Raw genomic sequence first — 17,296 nt, forward strand, 5'->3', positions numbered from 1 at the left:
GTTTTTAATGCAATTTCACGTCGACGCCACCTGCGGCAACGCCCGTGCCTGCACCATCACCACGGCCCATTCTACGATACAGACCCCTATTTTCATGCCCGTGGGAACGGTTGGCAGCGTCAAAGCGCTCGATATGACCGACATGACCGACATCCTCGGAACCCAGATCATTCTCGCCAATACCTATCATATGTATCTGCGCCCCGGCGATGAAACGGTAAAACAGTTCGGCGGACTGCACGGTTATACCACCTATCCGAACAGCTTTCTCACCGACAGCGGCGGCTTCCAGGCATTCAGTCTAAGCGATATTTCCAAACCCACCGAAAGCGGAATCGAATTTCGCAGCCACATCGACGGCAGCAAACATTTTTTTACCCCCGAAAAAGTCATCGACATCCAAAACAACCTCGGCAGCGATATCATGATGATTCTCGACGATCTGGTCGCGCTCCCCGCAACCCAGGAGAGGATCAGAACCTCGATCGAGCGGACCACCCAGTGGGCCCGCCAGTCGATCGAATACCACCGTCACAACCAATCCAGGGGTATCGGGATCGATCAGAACATATTCGCCATTATCCAAGGCGGTACCGACCTTAATTTCCGGACCCGATCGGCCGAGGAACTCTGCGCAATGGATTTTGACGGGTTTGCGATCGGGGGGCTCTCGGTCGGTGAAGCGAACCAGCTGATGTACGATACGGTCGAGCATACCGCGCCGCTCATGCCCGCCGATAAACCCCGCTACCTCATGGGTGTCGGTACGCCCGAAGACCTTGTCGAAAACATCGAGCGCGGCGTCGACATGTTCGACTGCGTCATGCCGACCCGGAATGCCCGCAACGGTACCCTCTTCACGACGTTCGGAAAAGTCAACATAAAAGGGGCTGCCTACAAATTCGATTCGGCTCCGATCGATCCCGAATGCGACTGCTACACCTGCCGCCGCTACAGCCGTGCCTATCTTCATCACCTCTTCCGCTCTCGGGAAATCACATTTTTCCGTCTCGCCTCTTTGCACAACCTGCATTATTATCTGAGCCTTGTGCGCCAGGCGCGCGAAGCTATCATAGCCGGTACTTTCGGCGCATTCAAAAAGGAGTTCTATGCACGCAGACAATCTTAAACTCGGCGTCAACATCGACCACATCGCGGTCTTGCGCGAAGCCCGCAAAATCAACGATCCCGATCCGCTGATGGCACTGGGTATCTGTGCCCAAAACGGCGCAGACCAGATTACGATCCACTTGCGCGAAGACCGCCGCCATATACATGACGAAGATGCGCGCCGCATTATCGCGGCTTCACCGTTGCCCGTAAATTTGGAATGTTCGATCGATCCCGAAATAATCCGCATCGTTACCCGATTGCGCCCTCACCGCGCGACGCTCGTCCCAGAAAAACGGGAAGAAGTGACGACGGAAGGCGGACTCGACGTCATCGGGAAATACGATATGATATTAAATGCTATTAAAATGCTGCGTGAAGCCCAGATCGAAGTTTCCCTCTTCATCGATCCCACACATGAAGCCATCGAAGCTTCCGAACGTCTGGGAGCCGAATGGGTCGAACTTCATACCGGGAGCTATGCCAATATCTACGCCATGCGTTACAGTGCCCTTCCCCACTCTCATCATGCGATTCCCGAACTGCATCTTTCACGCAAAGAACTCGACAACCGTCTCGAAATGGCATACAGCGACATCGTCGACGCGGCCAATGCGGCCCGGTCGGCGGGGATGAAAGTGGCCGCCGGACACGGTCTGAATTACCATAACGTCTCCGCCATCGTCTCTATCGAAACAATCGAGGAACTCAACATCGGCCAAAGTATTATCGCCCGTTCCGTATTCACGGGGCTCGCTTCCGCCGTCAGCGAGATGAAAGCGCTATGCCGCCGCTAAAAACGCTGGCGATCAGCGTCGGCGATCTCAACGGCGTCGGTTTTGAAATCATCCTCAAAGCGCATACGCAGGTCAGGACTCTGTGCCGTCCTCTTTACTGTATCGACCGGCTTATGGCGGAACGCGCCGCCGCTTTGCTGGGGAACACTCTGCCTGATGATTTTGAATGCCAGAGTGTCGGTGAGTCTTTCGAAATCCGCCCCGGATGCGTGGACGCGACCAGCGGGCATTACAGCTACAATTCGTTCAAAGAGGCCGTCGAGCTGGCCAAAACAGGTACAGCCGATGCAGTTGTCACCCTTCCGATCCACAAAGAAGCATGGATGAGGGCGGGAATCGCCTATAAAGGGCATACCGACGCATTGAGAGATTTTTTCTCGCAGGATGCTATAATGATGCTCGGATGCGAGCAGCTTTACGTTGCCCTTTTTACCGAGCACATCCCGTTGCGCGAAGTTGCGGATCGTCTGGATTCCGAAAGCCTGATCGCGTTTCTGATCCGGTTTTACCGCAGTACCAAAGCACACAAAGCCGGTGTGCTCGGCCTAAATCCGCATGCGGGCGACCACGGGGTTTTAGGAGATGAAGAAGGCTTTATCGAAGAAGCGATCGAAGAGGCCAACCGCCGGATCGGACATGAGGTGTTCGAAGGACCGATTGTCCCTGATATCGCATTTACGCCCCGGTTCCGCGAACGTTACGGCTTTATCGTCGCCATGTATCACGATCAGGGACTCGGGCCGCTCAAAGCCCTTTATTTTGATGAAAGCATCAACGTTTCCCTGGGACTGCCGATCGTCCGCACCTCGGTCGATCACGGGACGGCTTTCGACATCGCCTACCAAAACCGCGCGTCGGTAACCAGTTATCTCAATGCCGTCAAGGCGGCGACCACCCTGCAAAGGTACCAGGAAAACGAATGAAGCACCGGATCGTCGCCGATATCGCCGCATTGCTGGATGAAATGCTCCCGCGCGACCTGTATGCTCACGATTTTACCGATGAACACTATCGAGCCCTTCTAAAAAAAATCGGGATCGATGAGAGCCTTGAGCAATTCAACGACAAAAAAGCGGCGATCCGCAAAGGGATCATTGAACACTTCGCCCGTACTTTTCAGCATGTAGACGTCGAGCTGACGCAACACACCTTCATTCTAAAAAAACAATACGCCGACCCTTCCCTGCCCGAATCGTTCGACCGGCTTGCCCATCGCAGCAATCTTCGCATCATCGATGTGTTCCGGAACAAATCTCGGTTTCTCCCGGTTCCGTATCTCCTGTCGATCCCCGAAGAGATACGTCAGGAAATCATGCAGGAGTACCTGGACAAAAACGTTCCGATCGATACGGCAAGGGCCATTATCCGGCGGCAGATCACTTCAGTGTTCGACCTGTATGACCGTGACATCATCTTCTTCCTGCGCGGACGCATTTCGGTGCGCTATTTCACCCCTCCCAAAAAACTCGCCGACGGGGCGGACAAACGTTTTGCCGGGGAGTCGGTCGAGGAAATGGAAGCATTGTACCAGACCTATTTTCGCGACGGGGCATGGAAAGATATCGAGCCGATTCTGGGTGAAGCGATCTCTGAAAAACTGAATTTCTCGGTGATCGACAATGCTACGTTCACGCGTAACTTCATCCCCGTATTCCGGTCCATGATCGAAATTCTTCTGCTGGAGATTTTACCGGCCGAACATCGCGGAAAAATCGAAGGTTTTACCGGGTACGTCCTGCGCCAGACATTTCATCCGATTCTTCTGTACACTGCCAAAGTACTGCTTGAATTTGTCGAAAACAGGGATAAAAACGCCGAACAGTTCATCAAATATTTTTCCGAAGAGGTAGTTATCGACGCCAGCGGCAAAAAGATCCAGAAATACGCGATCGTTGACAGCAAACAACAACGATGGAACTATACGTCAATCCTCTCGATCATGATGCAGTATAAGCAGGCCAAACTCAAACTCGCCTCGCAAAAAGAGGCGATCACGGCCGCACAGGAGCGGATTGCCGAATGCGAAGCCGAAATCACCGTGGAGCGGAACCAGCGTTACAGCGTAATGGACCGGATCGCGGAACTCGAATCGATCATTGCCGACGGCGATTCACGGATCATGCAGCTAAAAAACAAGCTGGCCGACAGCACCTCTACGGCAAAAACCGACATTGCCCGCCTCAACGCGCAGCAAGACGAACTCCAAAAACGGAAAAAGAACGAAACGTCGCACCTCGAACTGGCCAACAGCAAATTGGCGAACAAAATGAACGAGCTGACTCGCCGCCAGAAAAAACTTGCAGATGAAAAGAAAGTGTTTCAAACCATCCTGGAACAGACGGCGAAACTGCGCGATACATACGAAATGCTGGCTGAAGCTCTTTCGGTGGTCCTGGCGAAACGCTGATACTTTAATCAGGAGAGACGGTTTCGGTAATCCTCGTAGCCGAATTCGTGCACGATCTTGAGTTCTCCCGTTTTCGTCCATATGGCCAGAGAAGGGAGCTTGATCCCGTTGAAGGTCGTATTTTTGACAAACGTATAATGGATCTGGTCTTCAAATACGATTTTATCCCCCACCTTCAACGGTTCATCAAACGAGTAATCCCCCATGATGTCCCCTGCCAGGCAGGTATTCCCGCCGAAACGGTAGGTGTAGGCTTTCTCGCCCGCCTCGCCCGAACCGCGCACCATAGCCCGGTAAGGCATTGCCAATGTATCGGGCATATGCGCTTCGGCCGAGGTATCGAGGATGGCAATATCCATACCGTTACGGACGATATCCAAAACCGAAGCCACCAGCGGCCCCGTCTGCCAGCCCACTGCTTCGCCGGGTTCAAGATAGACGGTAATGCCGTTGTGGCGCTCTCGGAACGAGCGAATCACTTCGATCAGCCGATCAACATCGTAATCAACACGCGTAATGTGGTGTCCGCCCCCGAAATTGACGTATTGCAAGCCGTCGATGAACGAGCCGAATTTCGATTCGAACGCTTCGAGCACCCCTTCGAGTGCATCGACGTTCTGTTCGCACAACGCATGAAAATTGAGCCCGTCAAGTTTGCTGAAGATACTCTCGTCGAAATTGGCAAGCGTCGTCCCCAACCGGCTGTACAGACCGCAGGGATTGTACAGGTCTACGGGACTTGAAGAGTATTCGGGGTTAACCCTGAGCGATACCTTGATTGAAGGATTGATCCGTTTGACACGTTCGTAATAGCGATGGAACTGCGAGGGAGAGTTGAAAACGATGTCGTCGCTGATGCGGGCAATCTCGTCGATATCCTCGTCTTTGAACGCCGGCGAATAGGTATGTACCTCCTTGTTCATCTTTTCTCGGGCAAGCTTGGCTTCATGAAGCCCGCTGGCCGTACATCCGTGAAGGTATTTTCCCACCTGATCGAACGTCGACCACATCGCAAAGCCCTTGAGCGCCAAAATAATTTTTGCACCCGACTCGCGCTGGACTCGATCGAGGGTCAAAAGGTTCCGTTCAAGGAGTTCCTCTTCGCAGATGTAACAGGGGGTATGGGGGAGGAGGGAAAAATCGATCGCCATCGCCAGATCCTTAAAAAAAGTGCGCAATTGTAGCATATCACACGTAAGCCGCATAGATTGGATTCCCACGGAGAGGGGGTATATACCGATTCGCCGCCATACGCTCGAAATTGATGTACAATGTAAAAACGGATTGACTTTCAAGAGGAGGCGCATCATGAGTTCCTCGATCTATGTACACGTTGCACGCGCAGCGATCCAATCGCGACTTGAAGGGTCGCATCTCGATAAAAACGTTTTTCTCTCCGACGAGCCGGCATTGGCACACAACGGTGCTTGCTTCGTCACACTCAACCTCCGCGGACGGCTGCGCGGATGCATCGGTTCGCTGATCGCCTACAGGCCTTTGATCGACGATTTGATCGCCAATGCGGAAGCCGCCGCGTTCCGCGATCCCAGGTTTCCCCCTCTTTCATCGGCCGAATTCGATGAAACGGATGTCGAAGTTTCCCTTTTGAGTGAACCCCGGCAAATCTATTATCGCGATGCCGACGATCTCAAAGCGATGATCCGTCCGCACATTGACGGGGTTATCCTGCGAAGCGGAAGCCATCAGGCGACTTTTTTGCCCCAGGTATGGGATGAACTGAATGATTTCAAGCGTTTTTTCGCTCAGCTGGGGCGTAAAGCCGCGCTGGGCGACAATCCCCTCTCCTACCATCCCGAAGTCTATGTCTATCAGGTCCGTAAATTCGCAGAGGAGGGTTGAAATGCAGTATTATCTCCCTAAAGACGGGCGTATTACCTGCCTGTTATGCCGACATTACTGTACCCTCAGCGAAGGGCAGATCGGCATGTGTCACGTCGAAAAAAATGTGGGCGGTCGCCTCGAATGCCTGGTTTACGGTCATCCGGCGGCGGTTCATATCGACCCGATCGAAAAAAAGCCCCTCTTTCACTTCCTGCCCCGCTCGTCAAGTTTTTCGCTCGGAACTATCGGATGCAATCTGCGTTGCCCGTTTTGCCAAAATTGGCAGATATCCCAAAGCGGCGACATCGATACTTCAATTACCCTTCCCCCCGAAGAAGCGGCACGTCTGGCCGCCGAGCGGGGTTGTGAATCGGTCAGCTACACTTACAACGAACCGGCCGTATGGTACCCTTATGCCAAAGATATCGGTACGGAAGCGAAAAAACGGGGGCTCAGAAACGTTTTTGTCTCCAGCGGATTCGAGTCCGATGAGGTTAGCCACGACCTCAAAGGGTGGCTGGATGCAACCAATATCGATCTCAAAAGTTTCGATCCGCTCTATTATCGAAAAACCCTAAAAGCATCTCTTGAAGGGGTTCAGGAGACCCTCAAGACAATGGTTCGGCTGGGGATCTGGGTCGAAGTCACCACACTGATCGTTCCGGGGCATAACGACAAAGAACACGAATTGCGCGGCATCGCCCGTTTTATCGCCGAAGAACTCGGCCCCCACGTCCCGTGGCACATCAGTGCTTTTCATCCCGACTACAAAATGAACGATACACCGCCCACATCCGTTTCTTTGATGGAAAAGGTACGGCAGTGGGGAAAAGAAGCGGGTCTGTATTACGTCTATCTGGGAAACGTCCCTCGCGCCGCCCAGACGCGATGCCCCGAATGCGATACACTGCTGATCGAGCGGTTCGGATTCGATACGACCTATTTTGCTTTGGATGACGGGCATTGTCCGCACTGCCGTCGCGCTATTGAGGGGGTATGGAAATGAAACTTCGCACCATGAGCGTCTCGGGAAGCTTTTACCCCTCTTCAGCCGGGGAAATCGTTGCAATGATCGACCGGTTCAACGCCATTTTAGCCGAACATCCCGAAATCGAAGAACGTTATAACGCATTGACCGGGCGTGCCGTGATCGTACCGCATGCGGGATGGGTCTATTCGGGTTTCACCGCCAACATCGCCCATCGCATTCTCGCACAATCGGGTATCGATACCCTCCTCGTCATCGGTCCTTCCCATCGGGTCGGATTTGAAGGGGCCAGCCTTTGTACCTACGAACACTATCAGACGCCGCTGGGCGAATTGAACATGGATACCGCATTGATCGACGCTTTGCGCGGGAAATTTTCCCTTGCCTGTTTACCGGAGGCACACCGCGAGCACAGTACCGAAGTACAGATGCCGTTTATCAAACACTATCTGCCTCATGTACGTATCGCCGAACTCGTCTACGGGCATGCCCATCCCTCAGCGATCGCTCCGGTGATCGAATACGTCCTTGGGGTGAAAAACAGCGGTGTCGTCATCAGTACCGATCTAAGCCACTACTACACCCTCGAACATGCCAAACGGCTTGATGCAGTATGCCTTGAAGCGATCCGGAGCGAAAATCCGTCGCTGCTTCATCGCGGATGCGAAGCGTGCGGAATCGTCGGCGTCGAAGCGATGCTCGACGTCGCTCGGCGCAAAGGTCTTGAAAGCGTCCTGCTCGATTATCGTACCAGCGCCGACGCGAGCGGCGACCGCTCGCGTGTCGTCGGTTACGCCAGCGCCCTTTTCCGTGGCGTTTAAGCGCTTAAGCACGAAAACAAATCTTCGCTTAAAGTACTTTTCCCTACAATCTATCACAAAAAAATATAATAAAACGGATCGGACGGATGGATACTTACATTGGCAGACAGCCGATTTTCGACACGGACGGCAGATGCATCGCATACGAGCTGCTTTACCGCAACGCGATCGATTCGGCAGGAGCCCATTTCAGCGACGACGGCAAGGCGACCGCGCGTGTGATGATCAATCTTGTCCACAACATCGGCCTTTCAGCGATCATCGGTGAGCGGCTTGGCTTTATCAACGTGGACGAAAACATCGTCATGAGCGACCTGATGCATTCGCTGCCCAAGGAGAAATTCGTTTTCGAAATTCTCGAATACACCCGTGTCACTCCCGAATTCATCGATAAAGTTGCCGATCTGCACGCGATGGGATACCGTTTTGCGCTGGACGATTTCAGCTGCGCGAACGAAAACATCGACTATTTCCGGCGTTTGTTCCCCTACGTCGAGATTGTCAAAATAGACCTTCTGGCAACCGATTACGATCATATCGAAACAATCGTCGAAAAATTCCGCGACTATAACGTCAAACTGCTGGCCGAAAAAGTAGAGGACATCGCTGTGTTCGAACGGTGTTCAAAAGCGGGATTTTACTATTTTCAGGGCTATTTTTTCGAAAAACCGACAGTTATCGCGGGCAAAAAAATCGAACCTTCGGTGGCCAACGCGCTGGATCTGATCAATACCCTCCATGCGAGCGACGACATTCACAAGGTATGCGAAAAATTCGCGCTGTGTCCCGAGCTGACCTATAACCTTCTGCGCTACATCAATTCGGCGGAATTTAATTTTCACCAGGAGATCACGAGCGTCCGCCAGATTCTGCAGATGCTTGGTCCCTCACGGCTTCGTTCATGGCTGGGTCTCTTTTTATATTCGGATGCCGAAGACCGGCGTTTCAGCGAAGCGATCATCGAAGCGGCGAAATTCCGGGCCAACCTGATGTATCGCCTCGTCCATGCCCACGGGCGTCCGGAAATGGCGGATGAAGCGTTTTTGACCGGTAGCCTCTCCCTGATCGATACGTTCTTGCAAATGAGCATGGAAGAGGTGATCGACAATATCCAGTTACGCGAATCGACCACCGACGCTCTGCTCAAACGCGAAGGGTACCTCGGAAAATTTCTCTCCATCGCCGAAAAACTGGAGACAAGTGAAAAAATTCATACGCTGATCGACAACCTGGCACCGAAAATCAACCTGACACCCGGCCGTCTGTACGCAATTTACACTGAAGCGCTGAACAATAATACTTTTGAAAAATGATCCGGCACCACGCCGCGTGAGAGCGTATCAGATAGATAATCTATCTGATACATGAAGCGGAAGAAAAATTAAACGTCCATCTCGATAACGTTCCAGGGGAGTCCCTGGGTGTTCATCTCGTCCATGAACGGATCGGGATCGAGCTGTTCCATGTTAAAGACGCCTTTCCCGCTCCAGACCCCCTGGACCATCAGTTTTGCACCGATAACCGCAGGAACGCCGGTCGTATACGACACGCCTTGCGATTTAACCTCACGATAGCACTCTTCGTGGTCTTTGACCTGATAAATGTAGATTTTCCGTTTTTTGCCGTCTTTGAGACCTTCGGCGACAATACCGATATTGGTTTTTCCTTTGGTGCGCGGTCCGAGCGACGCAGGGTCGGGAAGCAACGTTTTCAAAAACTCGATCGGTACGATCTTCATTCCCTGGTGTTCGACCGGCTCGATCCCCAGCATCCCGACGTTTTCAAGGCAGCGCATGTGGGTAAGGTAGCTTTGGCCGAACGTCATGAAAAAGCGGATCCGCTTGAGCCCTTTAATGTGTTTGACGAGCGATTCCATCTCTTCGTGATAGAGAAGATAGCTGTCTTTCGGGCCCACTTCGGGGTAATCCCATACCTGCATGATCTCCATCGGTGCGGTTTCGATCCACTCGCCGTTCTCCCAGTAACGCCCTTTTGCACTCACTTCGCGCAGGTTGATCTCGGGGTTGAAGTTGGTCGCGAACGGATAGCCGTGATCGCCAGCGTTACAGTCGAGGATGTCGATGGTGTGGATCTCGTCGAAATAGTGTTTCTGGGCATACGCACAAAAAACGTTGGTCGCACCAGGGTCGAATCCGCTGCCCAACAACCCCATGATTCCCGCTTCTTTAAACTTTTCATCGCGGGCCCACTGGAGTTTATACTCGAATTTGGCCTCGTCCGGGTGCTCGTAGTTGGCGGTGTCGAGATAGGGGGTTTTGGTCGCGATACACGCATCCATGATTGCCAGATCCTGATACGGAAGCGCAACGTTGATAAGGATGGCCGGATTGTATTTTTGGATGAGAGCGATCACTTCGTCGGTCTTGTCCGCATCGACGGTATCGATTTCGATCGCACCCGCGGGGAGTTCGCTTTGGATCTCTTCACACCGCTTGAGAGTACGGCTTGCCAAAATGATCCGATCGAAAATGTGGTTGTTCATGACACATTTGTGTGCCACTACGCGCCCTACTCCGCCGGCGCCGATAATAAGTGCTGTTGCCACGGCTTATCCCTTTGTAAAAAAATATCGAAAATTATAGAGAACAATCACTTACGATTGGGTTACGGACGGCTTAGAGGCAAAATGCGTCCAGCAAAACGAGCCCCCAAACGAATCCAAGCATCGCCAGCGACAAAAAAACCAGCGCTGCTCCGGCGTCTTTGGCTCTTTTGGCCAGTTCATGGTGCTCGAACGTCACCAGGTCCACGGTACGCTCGATAGCGCTGTTGATGATCTCGGCGATGAGCGGAACGAAGAGTGAGACGCTCAGGATCGCGCTGTGGACAAACGAAAGGGGTAAAAACCATGCGACAGCCATCCCCCATCCGAACAACAGGAGCTGGAGACGGAACGATTTTTCATTTCGGGTCACTTCGGCGAGACCGCTCAATGCGTAACGCGTATTTTTGAACAGGGTGTATTCAGGCTTGTTGAGTGCCATAATTCTCCTTTAATCGTGTAAGAGCATTATACACCGTATGCGGATCGGTATCGATCGGCAGCGGCTCTCCGTATATGATCCGGACGTTACGGCGGAACCATCCGGCCGAAGGGACATACCGCCCTTTGCTGCGCGAAAAGAGACTGCCGTAGATACCGTCGATATAAAACGGAACTATTACGCCCCCTTCGGCAGAGGCAATGGCACGGTAGCCGGGGTATATGGTCCCGATCTCTCCGTCAGGGCTGATCGAACCTTCGGGAAATATCCCGACAATTTCGCCGTTTTGAAGACGCTTCCTGGCATTTTTAAACGCTTCTTTCGCCCCGTTTTGGGAGACGGGGATCACTTCCCCCAGTTCCATGATCGGCCGAATGAACCGTTTTCGGTAGATCGAGCGTTCCATCAGGTAGCGGATGCGGCGTTCCACCCCAATCTGGACCAGAATCCAGTCGATCCAGCTGACATGGTTCCCCAGCAGCAGCACGGCCCCGTTTTTGGGTATGTTGTGGGTATGAACGGGAATGACGTTGTAACGCAGGGCCAGGAGATTTTCAAAAATAAGCCATAGAAAATAGTCTTTGTAACGCCCCGTTACCGCATAGGTCAAAACGGCTGACACGCCGAACATCGCATAAAAAAGAGTCACTGAATCCCATCCGGCATAGGCGAACAGGGTCGTCAGAATCAAAAACGAGGTCATAAACAGGTTCTGAACCCAGTTATTTCCGGAGAGAATATAGGCCAGGTGGGGCTGCGGAGCCTTCATCTGGATCAGCGAGTTGAGTGAAACGATCATCATCGCACCTCCGACACCGAATCCGAAAAAAACCGCCCCGATAATAAAAAGATTATGGGTCAGCGGCAAAATTGCCAGCATCACCGTCATTTTGAGCGCCCCGGCGACGATCAGCCCTTTGTGCAGATAGTGACGTGACATTCTCGAGGCGAAAAAAGAGCCTGCGATGATCCCGAATGCGGCGAGTGCCATCAGCCCCTGCACCACGATCGTATTGTCTATCCCCAGCGTCCGCTTGGCGTACGCGCCGAACGCGGCGAGAATAACCTGCGAAATCGACCAGAACAGTGAAAGATAGACGATCGCGTCGAAAATCTCCCGTTTGCGCCGCATCAGCCGCCAGTTCTTGCGAAGATAATAGCCGTTTAGATATTTTTTAATATCAAACCGTGTGCCAGAAGATGTGCCCTTATTTACCAAGCGCGCCGTCATCCAAAACTCGATCATGCTTCCCGCGACGAGCAACCATCCAAGAGGGGCTATCTGGCGCAGTATGTCGGCTTCGTCCCGATACGGAGAGCTCAGCGAGGTCTCAAACAAAACGGTGTACGCCATGATCCCCGAGAGGATCGCAACGGTCGTGGAGGACTGTACGAGCGCGTTAAGCGGGGCGAACCCCTTCTCTCCGGCAATCTCCTTTATATAGCCGTATTTAGCGGGAGAATAGATCGCACTTTGTGCGGCCAGGATGAGGGTAAGGACAAACGATGCCCAAAACCACCCCTGATAATAGCTGTACGTAATGAGCAAAGTGATAAAAACCGCAGCGAGCGCACCGTAACGCATCACCGATACTTTTGAAAAACGGTGTGAAATGTAGCCTGAGGGGGTATAAAGAAAAATGAACGGCAGAAGAATCAGTGCATTGAGAATCGCCGTATAGACGATTTGCGTCTGGTCGTCGTATATTTTGAAAACGGTGTTTTGGATGATGATTTTGTGCCCGAGGTCGGTGAAGGCATTGAGAAACAGTGCCAGGGTATAGGGAAATACCCCGGGGGTTTTCCATATTCCCCTCATTGGGCGAGTACCGTGCTCCATCCCTCGTAATAGCCGTGTTGTTCGAGTGCGGCGTCAAACAATACCGCGGTCGTCTCTTCGACCTGTTCGGGAGTTACGGGCTCGGTTTTAACCAGTACGGCGCCGTAGGCGTAATCGCTCTCGTTATCGCCGACCTCCTCCTTGAGTGAAAACCCGTGCGACGACAGAGACGAAACCACCCGCTCCAGAGCGCTTTTCGTCTGAAAAAAGAGATAATGTTCGACTTCACGCGCGATCGTGTGGTCGTCCCCGGCTTCTTCGAGGGCTTCGAGGGTATGGCGGTTCTGAATACGCAACAGTGCATAGGCATCGGGATAGAGGCGTTCGAGATACATTTCCCACTTCGTATCCCTCGATGCCCCCCGTTCGTAGGCAAATCCGCCGTGTGCGCTCATAACCTCCGAACTTAGGTTTTCGAACCGCTTGGCATCCGGAGCGTAAAAATAGAGTTCGATCCACCCTTCCTTACTCAACGAACCGGCGAAAACGGCGTCAAGTTCCGTTTGAAGCTTGTTTGCCAGTTCTTCGCGGAAACGGACGAAACCCTCTTCTGCGGGATCGGAAGCTTTGACAAAAAGCCATAGGAGCCAGCTTCTCTCAGGTTGCGGGGCGCTTTCGGAGAGTTCCATGTTGACGTCGCAGCGGAATGGGATCTCCTCTTCGTCGGTAAGTTCGTAAAATTCGATCATCGATAACCTGTCTGTTTTTTCGCCATTATAGAGTCTTTATTCTTGATTTTCACCGACATAGCTTTTGTGCAGCTTCACTTTTCCGGCGAGTTCTTGAATGTTTCGCGTATCTACCGGAGCCGATTTGTATTGTTCGAGCGACTGGGACAGCAGTTTCAGCCCTGCGGTGACTTCGGATGAGAGGTTTTCGAAGTGTTCGCGCGTAAATCGGCTGTCGCTGCGGGAGTACGATTCGAGTGTGACGATCAACTCGGCGAGTTTTCCTTTGGCAGCGACGAACTCTTCGTAGAGCGAATGTGCCGATACGAAAAGCGACGATAGCGGTTTGAACGAATCGGAAAGTTCTTTGGACTGCTGCGTGATCTCGCGTAACTGTTTGGATGAAAGGACCATTTGCTGCATGATCAGCTCGCTTTGTTCGCGGGAGCCCTTGAGGACGGCATCGTTTTCCATGAGCGCGGTGGCGATCGATTCGCTTTTGATCCCAAGGGCATGGATCTGCCGGCCGAACTCGTGAACGATTTTTTCAAGCTCGCGCCGCAGCACCCCGATAGCGTATTCGTCCGGTCCCGAAGACGCGATGCGTTCCAACCGGGCATGGACCTCTTCGAGCGATGCGGAAACCTCTTTGTGAGCGTCGCAGTTGATACCCAGCGCATTTTTGAGCTGGTTGAAATGGTCCTGCTCCGCGATTCGGAGCAGATCGATATGGCGATGAATGATATTGTCCAGCCCCGGCAGCTCGGTCAGGGTAAACTCTTCAAATTTTTCAAGCGTCGTATGTTGCTGAGCCAGAAGCGTCTCGAGTTTCGATACAAAAAGCTTCTGATTGGCCTGGATCACGTTCAGCGCTTCGATCTCTTCTTTAAAAAGGATGCGCAACTGTTCGTGAGTCGAGTCTTCCATCCGTGCAACCGTTTCGAGGCGGCGCGAAGAATCGTCCAGAGAGCGTCTGAGGCTGTCGACCTCCTGGCTGAGCGTGTATATGCGCAGTGCATTTTCGCGTTCCGACGCTGCGGCGGAGCTGCGGCTCAAAACGCTCATGACTGCCGACAAGAGAATACCGACACCCACCAAAAGAAGCGATTCTTTGAGAACGTCCAAAGCGTTCGGCACCGTCGCATAGACGATGAAATGAAACATCGCCCCCGCGGCACCCAGCCCTAACACCACGGGCGTATAATTGATTTTATGGCCGTCTTTGTAAATCGCCGTATGCCGCAAAAACAACAGGGAAATCAAACCGATCGTAATGATGATGTCGATATCTGCCATACTATCCCCTTTTTAGCCGATCAAACGCAAAATTTCCGAAGGTTCACGCGCGATCGGATGCGCATCGGCGATCGCGGCAAATCCCCAGGCTGCGAATACCGCTTCGATTCCCGCATTGCAGGCCGCTTCCATGTCTTTTGCATTGTCTCCGATCATCCAAGCACGATCCGTACCCGGACGGTATCCACAATGATCGAGATGCCGGCGGATCATCTGCGGATGAGGTTTTGGCTGCTCTACGTCGTCCGCGCCGACGATCAGTTCAAAATACCCCTCTAGTCCCAGATGGGAGAGCATCCGGCGCGCGAACATCCCAGGGGCGTTGGTCGCCACCCCCATCCGCGCATTTGCCCCGCGCAGGGTTTCGAGGACCTCGATGATCCCGTTGTAAGCGCTGACATTCTTGATGCACTGATCGTAATAATGGCTTTCGAAAAGTTCTTTCGCTTCAGGCTCATAGAGGACGGTACCGTAAAAAATCTCGGCCAGGTTCCGGCTCGGGGCGTTGATCGCATCGACCACGGCCTGTACGCTCATCGGTGAGAGCGCATAACGTTCCTGCCGGACGTAATTGACCGAATGGGTGATGTCATTCCCCGAATCGATAAGCGTTCCGTCCATGTCGAAGATAACGATTTTCTGCATTTACTTCATTTTTTCGTACAGTTCGACGAGCGCCTGAACGAACATGGGATGATCGTTGGGGCAGCGGGATACGCGGTACTTTTCAAACCCCAACTCGTGTGCGATTTCGGCATATTCGATCGAAAGTTCGAAATCGGTTTCGGAATTGTCGATCGTGAAAGCGATAGGAACGATCAGCACTTTTTTGTTCTCCATCGATTCGAGCATTTCACCCAGGGAAGGTTCGAGCCATTTCATGGGGCCGACTTTTGACTGATAGGCCAGGCGGACGTTTCTAAAATCAAGACCTTCCGTCTCCATCAACTCCCTGATCAGTTTGACGTGTGCGATAACATGGCGCTGGTAGGGATCACCCTCGTCCACCACTTTTTGGGGCAGCCCGTGCGCCGAAAAGACGATGTCGTACTCGCGGGGATCCGATCCCGCCAGCGCTTCGCGGATCCGCTCGACAACGCAGCGGTTATAGGTCGCATGGGCGAAAAAATGTTTGATCTCGCTGAAAATGACGTTCCAGCCGATCCGGTGGGCCGTACGTTCGAAATCTTCCAGCGAGGAGAGGGTCGTCGTCGTCGAATACTGCGGATAAAGGGGGATGAGATATGTTTTTTCAACCCCGGCCGATTTGAGCCGTTCGCATACCTCTTCGGCCAGCGGCGGTGTATAGCGCATCGCGAAATCGACAATCACGTCATTGCCTACGGCCTGTTGCAGTTTCTCGCACAATGAACGCGTATGCCCTACCAACGGTGACTTCCCGCCGATACGACGGTAAATTTCTTGGGATTTTTCGGTACGGGTCAGCGTAATCATCCCCGCTATGAATTTTCGAAGAAGCGTGCTTTTCGTCCGTATAATGTTCGGATCGTTGAACATGTTTCGTAAAAACATCTCCACTTCTCCAAGGTTGTTGGGGCCGCCCATATTAAGCAGTACGATTGCTTCTTTCATCCGTTTTCCGTCTGTTTTTGAAGAAAGTGTACCATAACGGCATGCTGATTTTCGGGATCTATAAAAAAAATAAAGAATTTTGGTTTATAATGGTCTCAGCACACAACGCAGCAGGAGGTTGGATGCTCGGTAAATGGACACTTTTATCGCTTGCAGTATTGACTTTTACAGCACATGCCGAATCGCAACGGCGTGAACCTTCCCTCTTTTTGGGATACGAAAGAGACCTCAAAAAATCGATCGAATCCGAAAAAGAGGAAACAACTGCTTTTATCAAAAATCCGCTGCCTCCCGTATCGGTGGTCAAACCCGCCGTCCCTGCCGTTCCCGTCGTTAAAGCCGTAGTAGCGCAGGATGTATCGATGCCGATACTCAAAAATGCCAAAGTCGAAACCGACGAAATCGGACATGAGGAGAAACCTTTCCTCGTCGTGTCGAAACCTGCCCCCGCAACCTCCCCGAACCTTTGCCCCGACGAGAAAAAACCTGCTGCCGTTTCCTCCAAAGAAGGAGGGTCGATCGTCAAAAATCTTAAAAATGCAAAAGAGAAAGTTCTCTCCAAAGCCAAAGAATTTCTCGGGACGCCCTACGGCTTCGGCAATAAATCGGGGATGCAGACCGATTGCTCGGGATTCACGCAGCAAGTTTACAGCCAGTTCGGGATTTCGCTTCCGCGGAGTGCGGCCGAGCAGGCCCAGCTGGGAATGAACGTCGATCCTTCCGATTTGCAGGTGGGAGATCTTCTCTTTTACCGTACCTACAAATCCGATCCCTCGCACGTGGCGATCTACGCCGGCGACGGCAAGATCATCCATGCCTCCTATACGGCCAAAAAAGTGCAGTACGACTCGATCGACAAAGATTATTACAAACAGCGGTTCCTCTACGCCAGACGCCTGGCCTTCAACGAATCGCAGTCGAAGTAAACG

General features: G+C 52.5%; 17 protein-coding genes. 9 read left to right on the top strand and 8 right to left on the bottom strand.

What is annotated here, in order from left to right; genetic code table 11:
* Positions 1-7 precede the first annotated feature (7 nt).
* From tgt to E0765_RS08105, 4 genes are read left to right on the top strand one after another with little or no spacing between them, the layout of a single operon-like run.
* The gene (gene tgt / locus E0765_RS08090) at positions 8-1,129 is read left to right on the top strand and encodes a tRNA guanosine(34) transglycosylase Tgt (RefSeq protein WP_132812711.1); all 1,122 of its coding nucleotides are present in this window, start codon (positions 8-10) and stop codon (positions 1,127-1,129) included.
* Positions 1,110-1,907 (top strand): pyridoxine 5'-phosphate synthase, encoded by a 798-nt coding sequence (locus tag E0765_RS08095; protein ID WP_132812712.1) that lies wholly within the window; start codon positions 1,110-1,112, stop codon positions 1,905-1,907. The genes tgt and E0765_RS08095 overlap by 20 nt, the downstream gene beginning before the upstream one ends.
* On the top strand, positions 1,895-2,830 hold the full coding sequence (gene pdxA, locus E0765_RS08100; RefSeq protein ID WP_132812713.1) for a 4-hydroxythreonine-4-phosphate dehydrogenase: 936 nt from the start codon (positions 1,895-1,897) through the stop codon (positions 2,828-2,830). The genes E0765_RS08095 and pdxA overlap by 13 nt, the downstream gene beginning before the upstream one ends.
* Entirely contained in the window at positions 2,827-4,314 is a 1,488-nt protein-coding gene (locus E0765_RS08105; protein WP_132812714.1) for a hypothetical protein, read from the top strand. The genes pdxA and E0765_RS08105 overlap by 4 nt, the downstream gene beginning before the upstream one ends.
* A gap of 8 nt (positions 4,315-4,322) precedes the next feature.
* Here the strand turns inward: E0765_RS08105 and nspC are convergent, their stop codons facing one another.
* Entirely contained in the window at positions 4,323-5,465 is a 1,143-nt protein-coding gene (nspC, locus tag E0765_RS08110; RefSeq protein ID WP_132812715.1) for a carboxynorspermidine decarboxylase, read from the bottom strand.
* Between the two features lie 157 nt (positions 5,466-5,622).
* On the opposite strand from nspC, the gene amrA reads away from it, so the two are divergent.
* From amrA to E0765_RS08130, 4 genes are all read left to right on the top strand, one after another.
* A complete protein-coding gene (gene amrA, locus E0765_RS08115; RefSeq protein ID WP_132812716.1) occupies positions 5,623-6,174 on the top strand; it encodes an AmmeMemoRadiSam system protein A in 552 nt (183 codons plus the stop codon).
* Between the two features lies 1 nt (position 6,175).
* Positions 6,176-7,162 (top strand): AmmeMemoRadiSam system radical SAM enzyme, encoded by a 987-nt coding sequence (amrS, locus tag E0765_RS08120; RefSeq protein ID WP_132812717.1) that lies wholly within the window; start codon positions 6,176-6,178, stop codon positions 7,160-7,162.
* A complete protein-coding gene (gene amrB, locus E0765_RS08125) occupies positions 7,159-7,965 on the top strand; it encodes an AmmeMemoRadiSam system protein B (protein ID WP_132812718.1) in 807 nt (268 codons plus the stop codon). The genes amrS and amrB overlap by 4 nt, the downstream gene beginning before the upstream one ends.
* Positions 7,966-8,051: 86 nt before the next feature.
* Entirely contained in the window at positions 8,052-9,278 is a 1,227-nt protein-coding gene (locus E0765_RS08130; RefSeq protein ID WP_255417887.1) for an EAL and HDOD domain-containing protein, read from the top strand.
* A gap of 68 nt (positions 9,279-9,346) precedes the next feature.
* Here E0765_RS08130 and E0765_RS08135 read toward each other — a convergent pair whose 3' ends face one another.
* The 7 genes from E0765_RS08135 to hemH all read right to left on the bottom strand — a co-directional run bounded on the left by E0765_RS08135 (position 9,347) and on the right by hemH (position 16,367).
* Complete coding sequence (locus tag E0765_RS08135) at positions 9,347-10,531, bottom strand: saccharopine dehydrogenase family protein (protein ID WP_132812720.1); 1,185 nt, start codon at positions 10,529-10,531, stop codon at positions 9,347-9,349.
* Positions 10,532-10,601: 70 nt separating this feature from the next.
* Positions 10,602-10,970 (bottom strand): diacylglycerol kinase, encoded by a 369-nt coding sequence (locus E0765_RS08140; RefSeq protein WP_132812721.1) that lies wholly within the window; start codon positions 10,968-10,970, stop codon positions 10,602-10,604.
* Positions 10,951-12,789 (bottom strand): MFS transporter, encoded by a 1,839-nt coding sequence (locus E0765_RS08145; RefSeq protein WP_165921721.1) that lies wholly within the window; start codon positions 12,787-12,789, stop codon positions 10,951-10,953. Before E0765_RS08145 ends, E0765_RS08140 begins: the two co-directional genes overlap by 20 nt.
* Positions 12,786-13,499 carry a DUF695 domain-containing protein gene (locus tag E0765_RS08150; RefSeq protein ID WP_132812723.1) on the bottom strand — a complete coding sequence of 238 codons (714 nt, stop codon included), beginning with the start codon at positions 13,497-13,499 and terminating at the stop codon, positions 12,786-12,788. The genes E0765_RS08145 and E0765_RS08150 overlap by 4 nt, the downstream gene beginning before the upstream one ends.
* Positions 13,500-13,535: 36 nt before the next feature.
* Positions 13,536-14,774 (bottom strand): hypothetical protein, encoded by a 1,239-nt coding sequence (locus tag E0765_RS08155; protein WP_132812724.1) that lies wholly within the window; start codon positions 14,772-14,774, stop codon positions 13,536-13,538.
* Positions 14,775-14,786: 12 nt separating this feature from the next.
* Positions 14,787-15,419, bottom strand: a complete 633-nt coding sequence (locus tag E0765_RS08160) for an HAD family hydrolase (RefSeq protein WP_132812725.1) — start codon at positions 15,417-15,419, stop codon at positions 14,787-14,789.
* Positions 15,420-16,367, bottom strand: coding sequence for a ferrochelatase (gene hemH, locus E0765_RS08165; RefSeq protein ID WP_132812726.1), 948 nt, complete (start codon positions 16,365-16,367; stop codon positions 15,420-15,422).
* A gap of 122 nt (positions 16,368-16,489) precedes the next feature.
* Between hemH and E0765_RS08170 the strand changes: the two genes are divergently transcribed.
* Positions 16,490-17,293, top strand: coding sequence for a C40 family peptidase (locus E0765_RS08170; protein ID WP_165921722.1), 804 nt, complete (start codon positions 16,490-16,492; stop codon positions 17,291-17,293).
* Positions 17,294-17,296 lie beyond the last annotated feature (3 nt).

Origin of the sequence: Sulfuricurvum sp. IAE1, from assembly GCF_004347735.1 — a bacterium.
In the GTDB taxonomy this organism is placed as follows: domain Bacteria; phylum Campylobacterota; class Campylobacteria; order Campylobacterales; family Sulfurimonadaceae; genus Sulfuricurvum.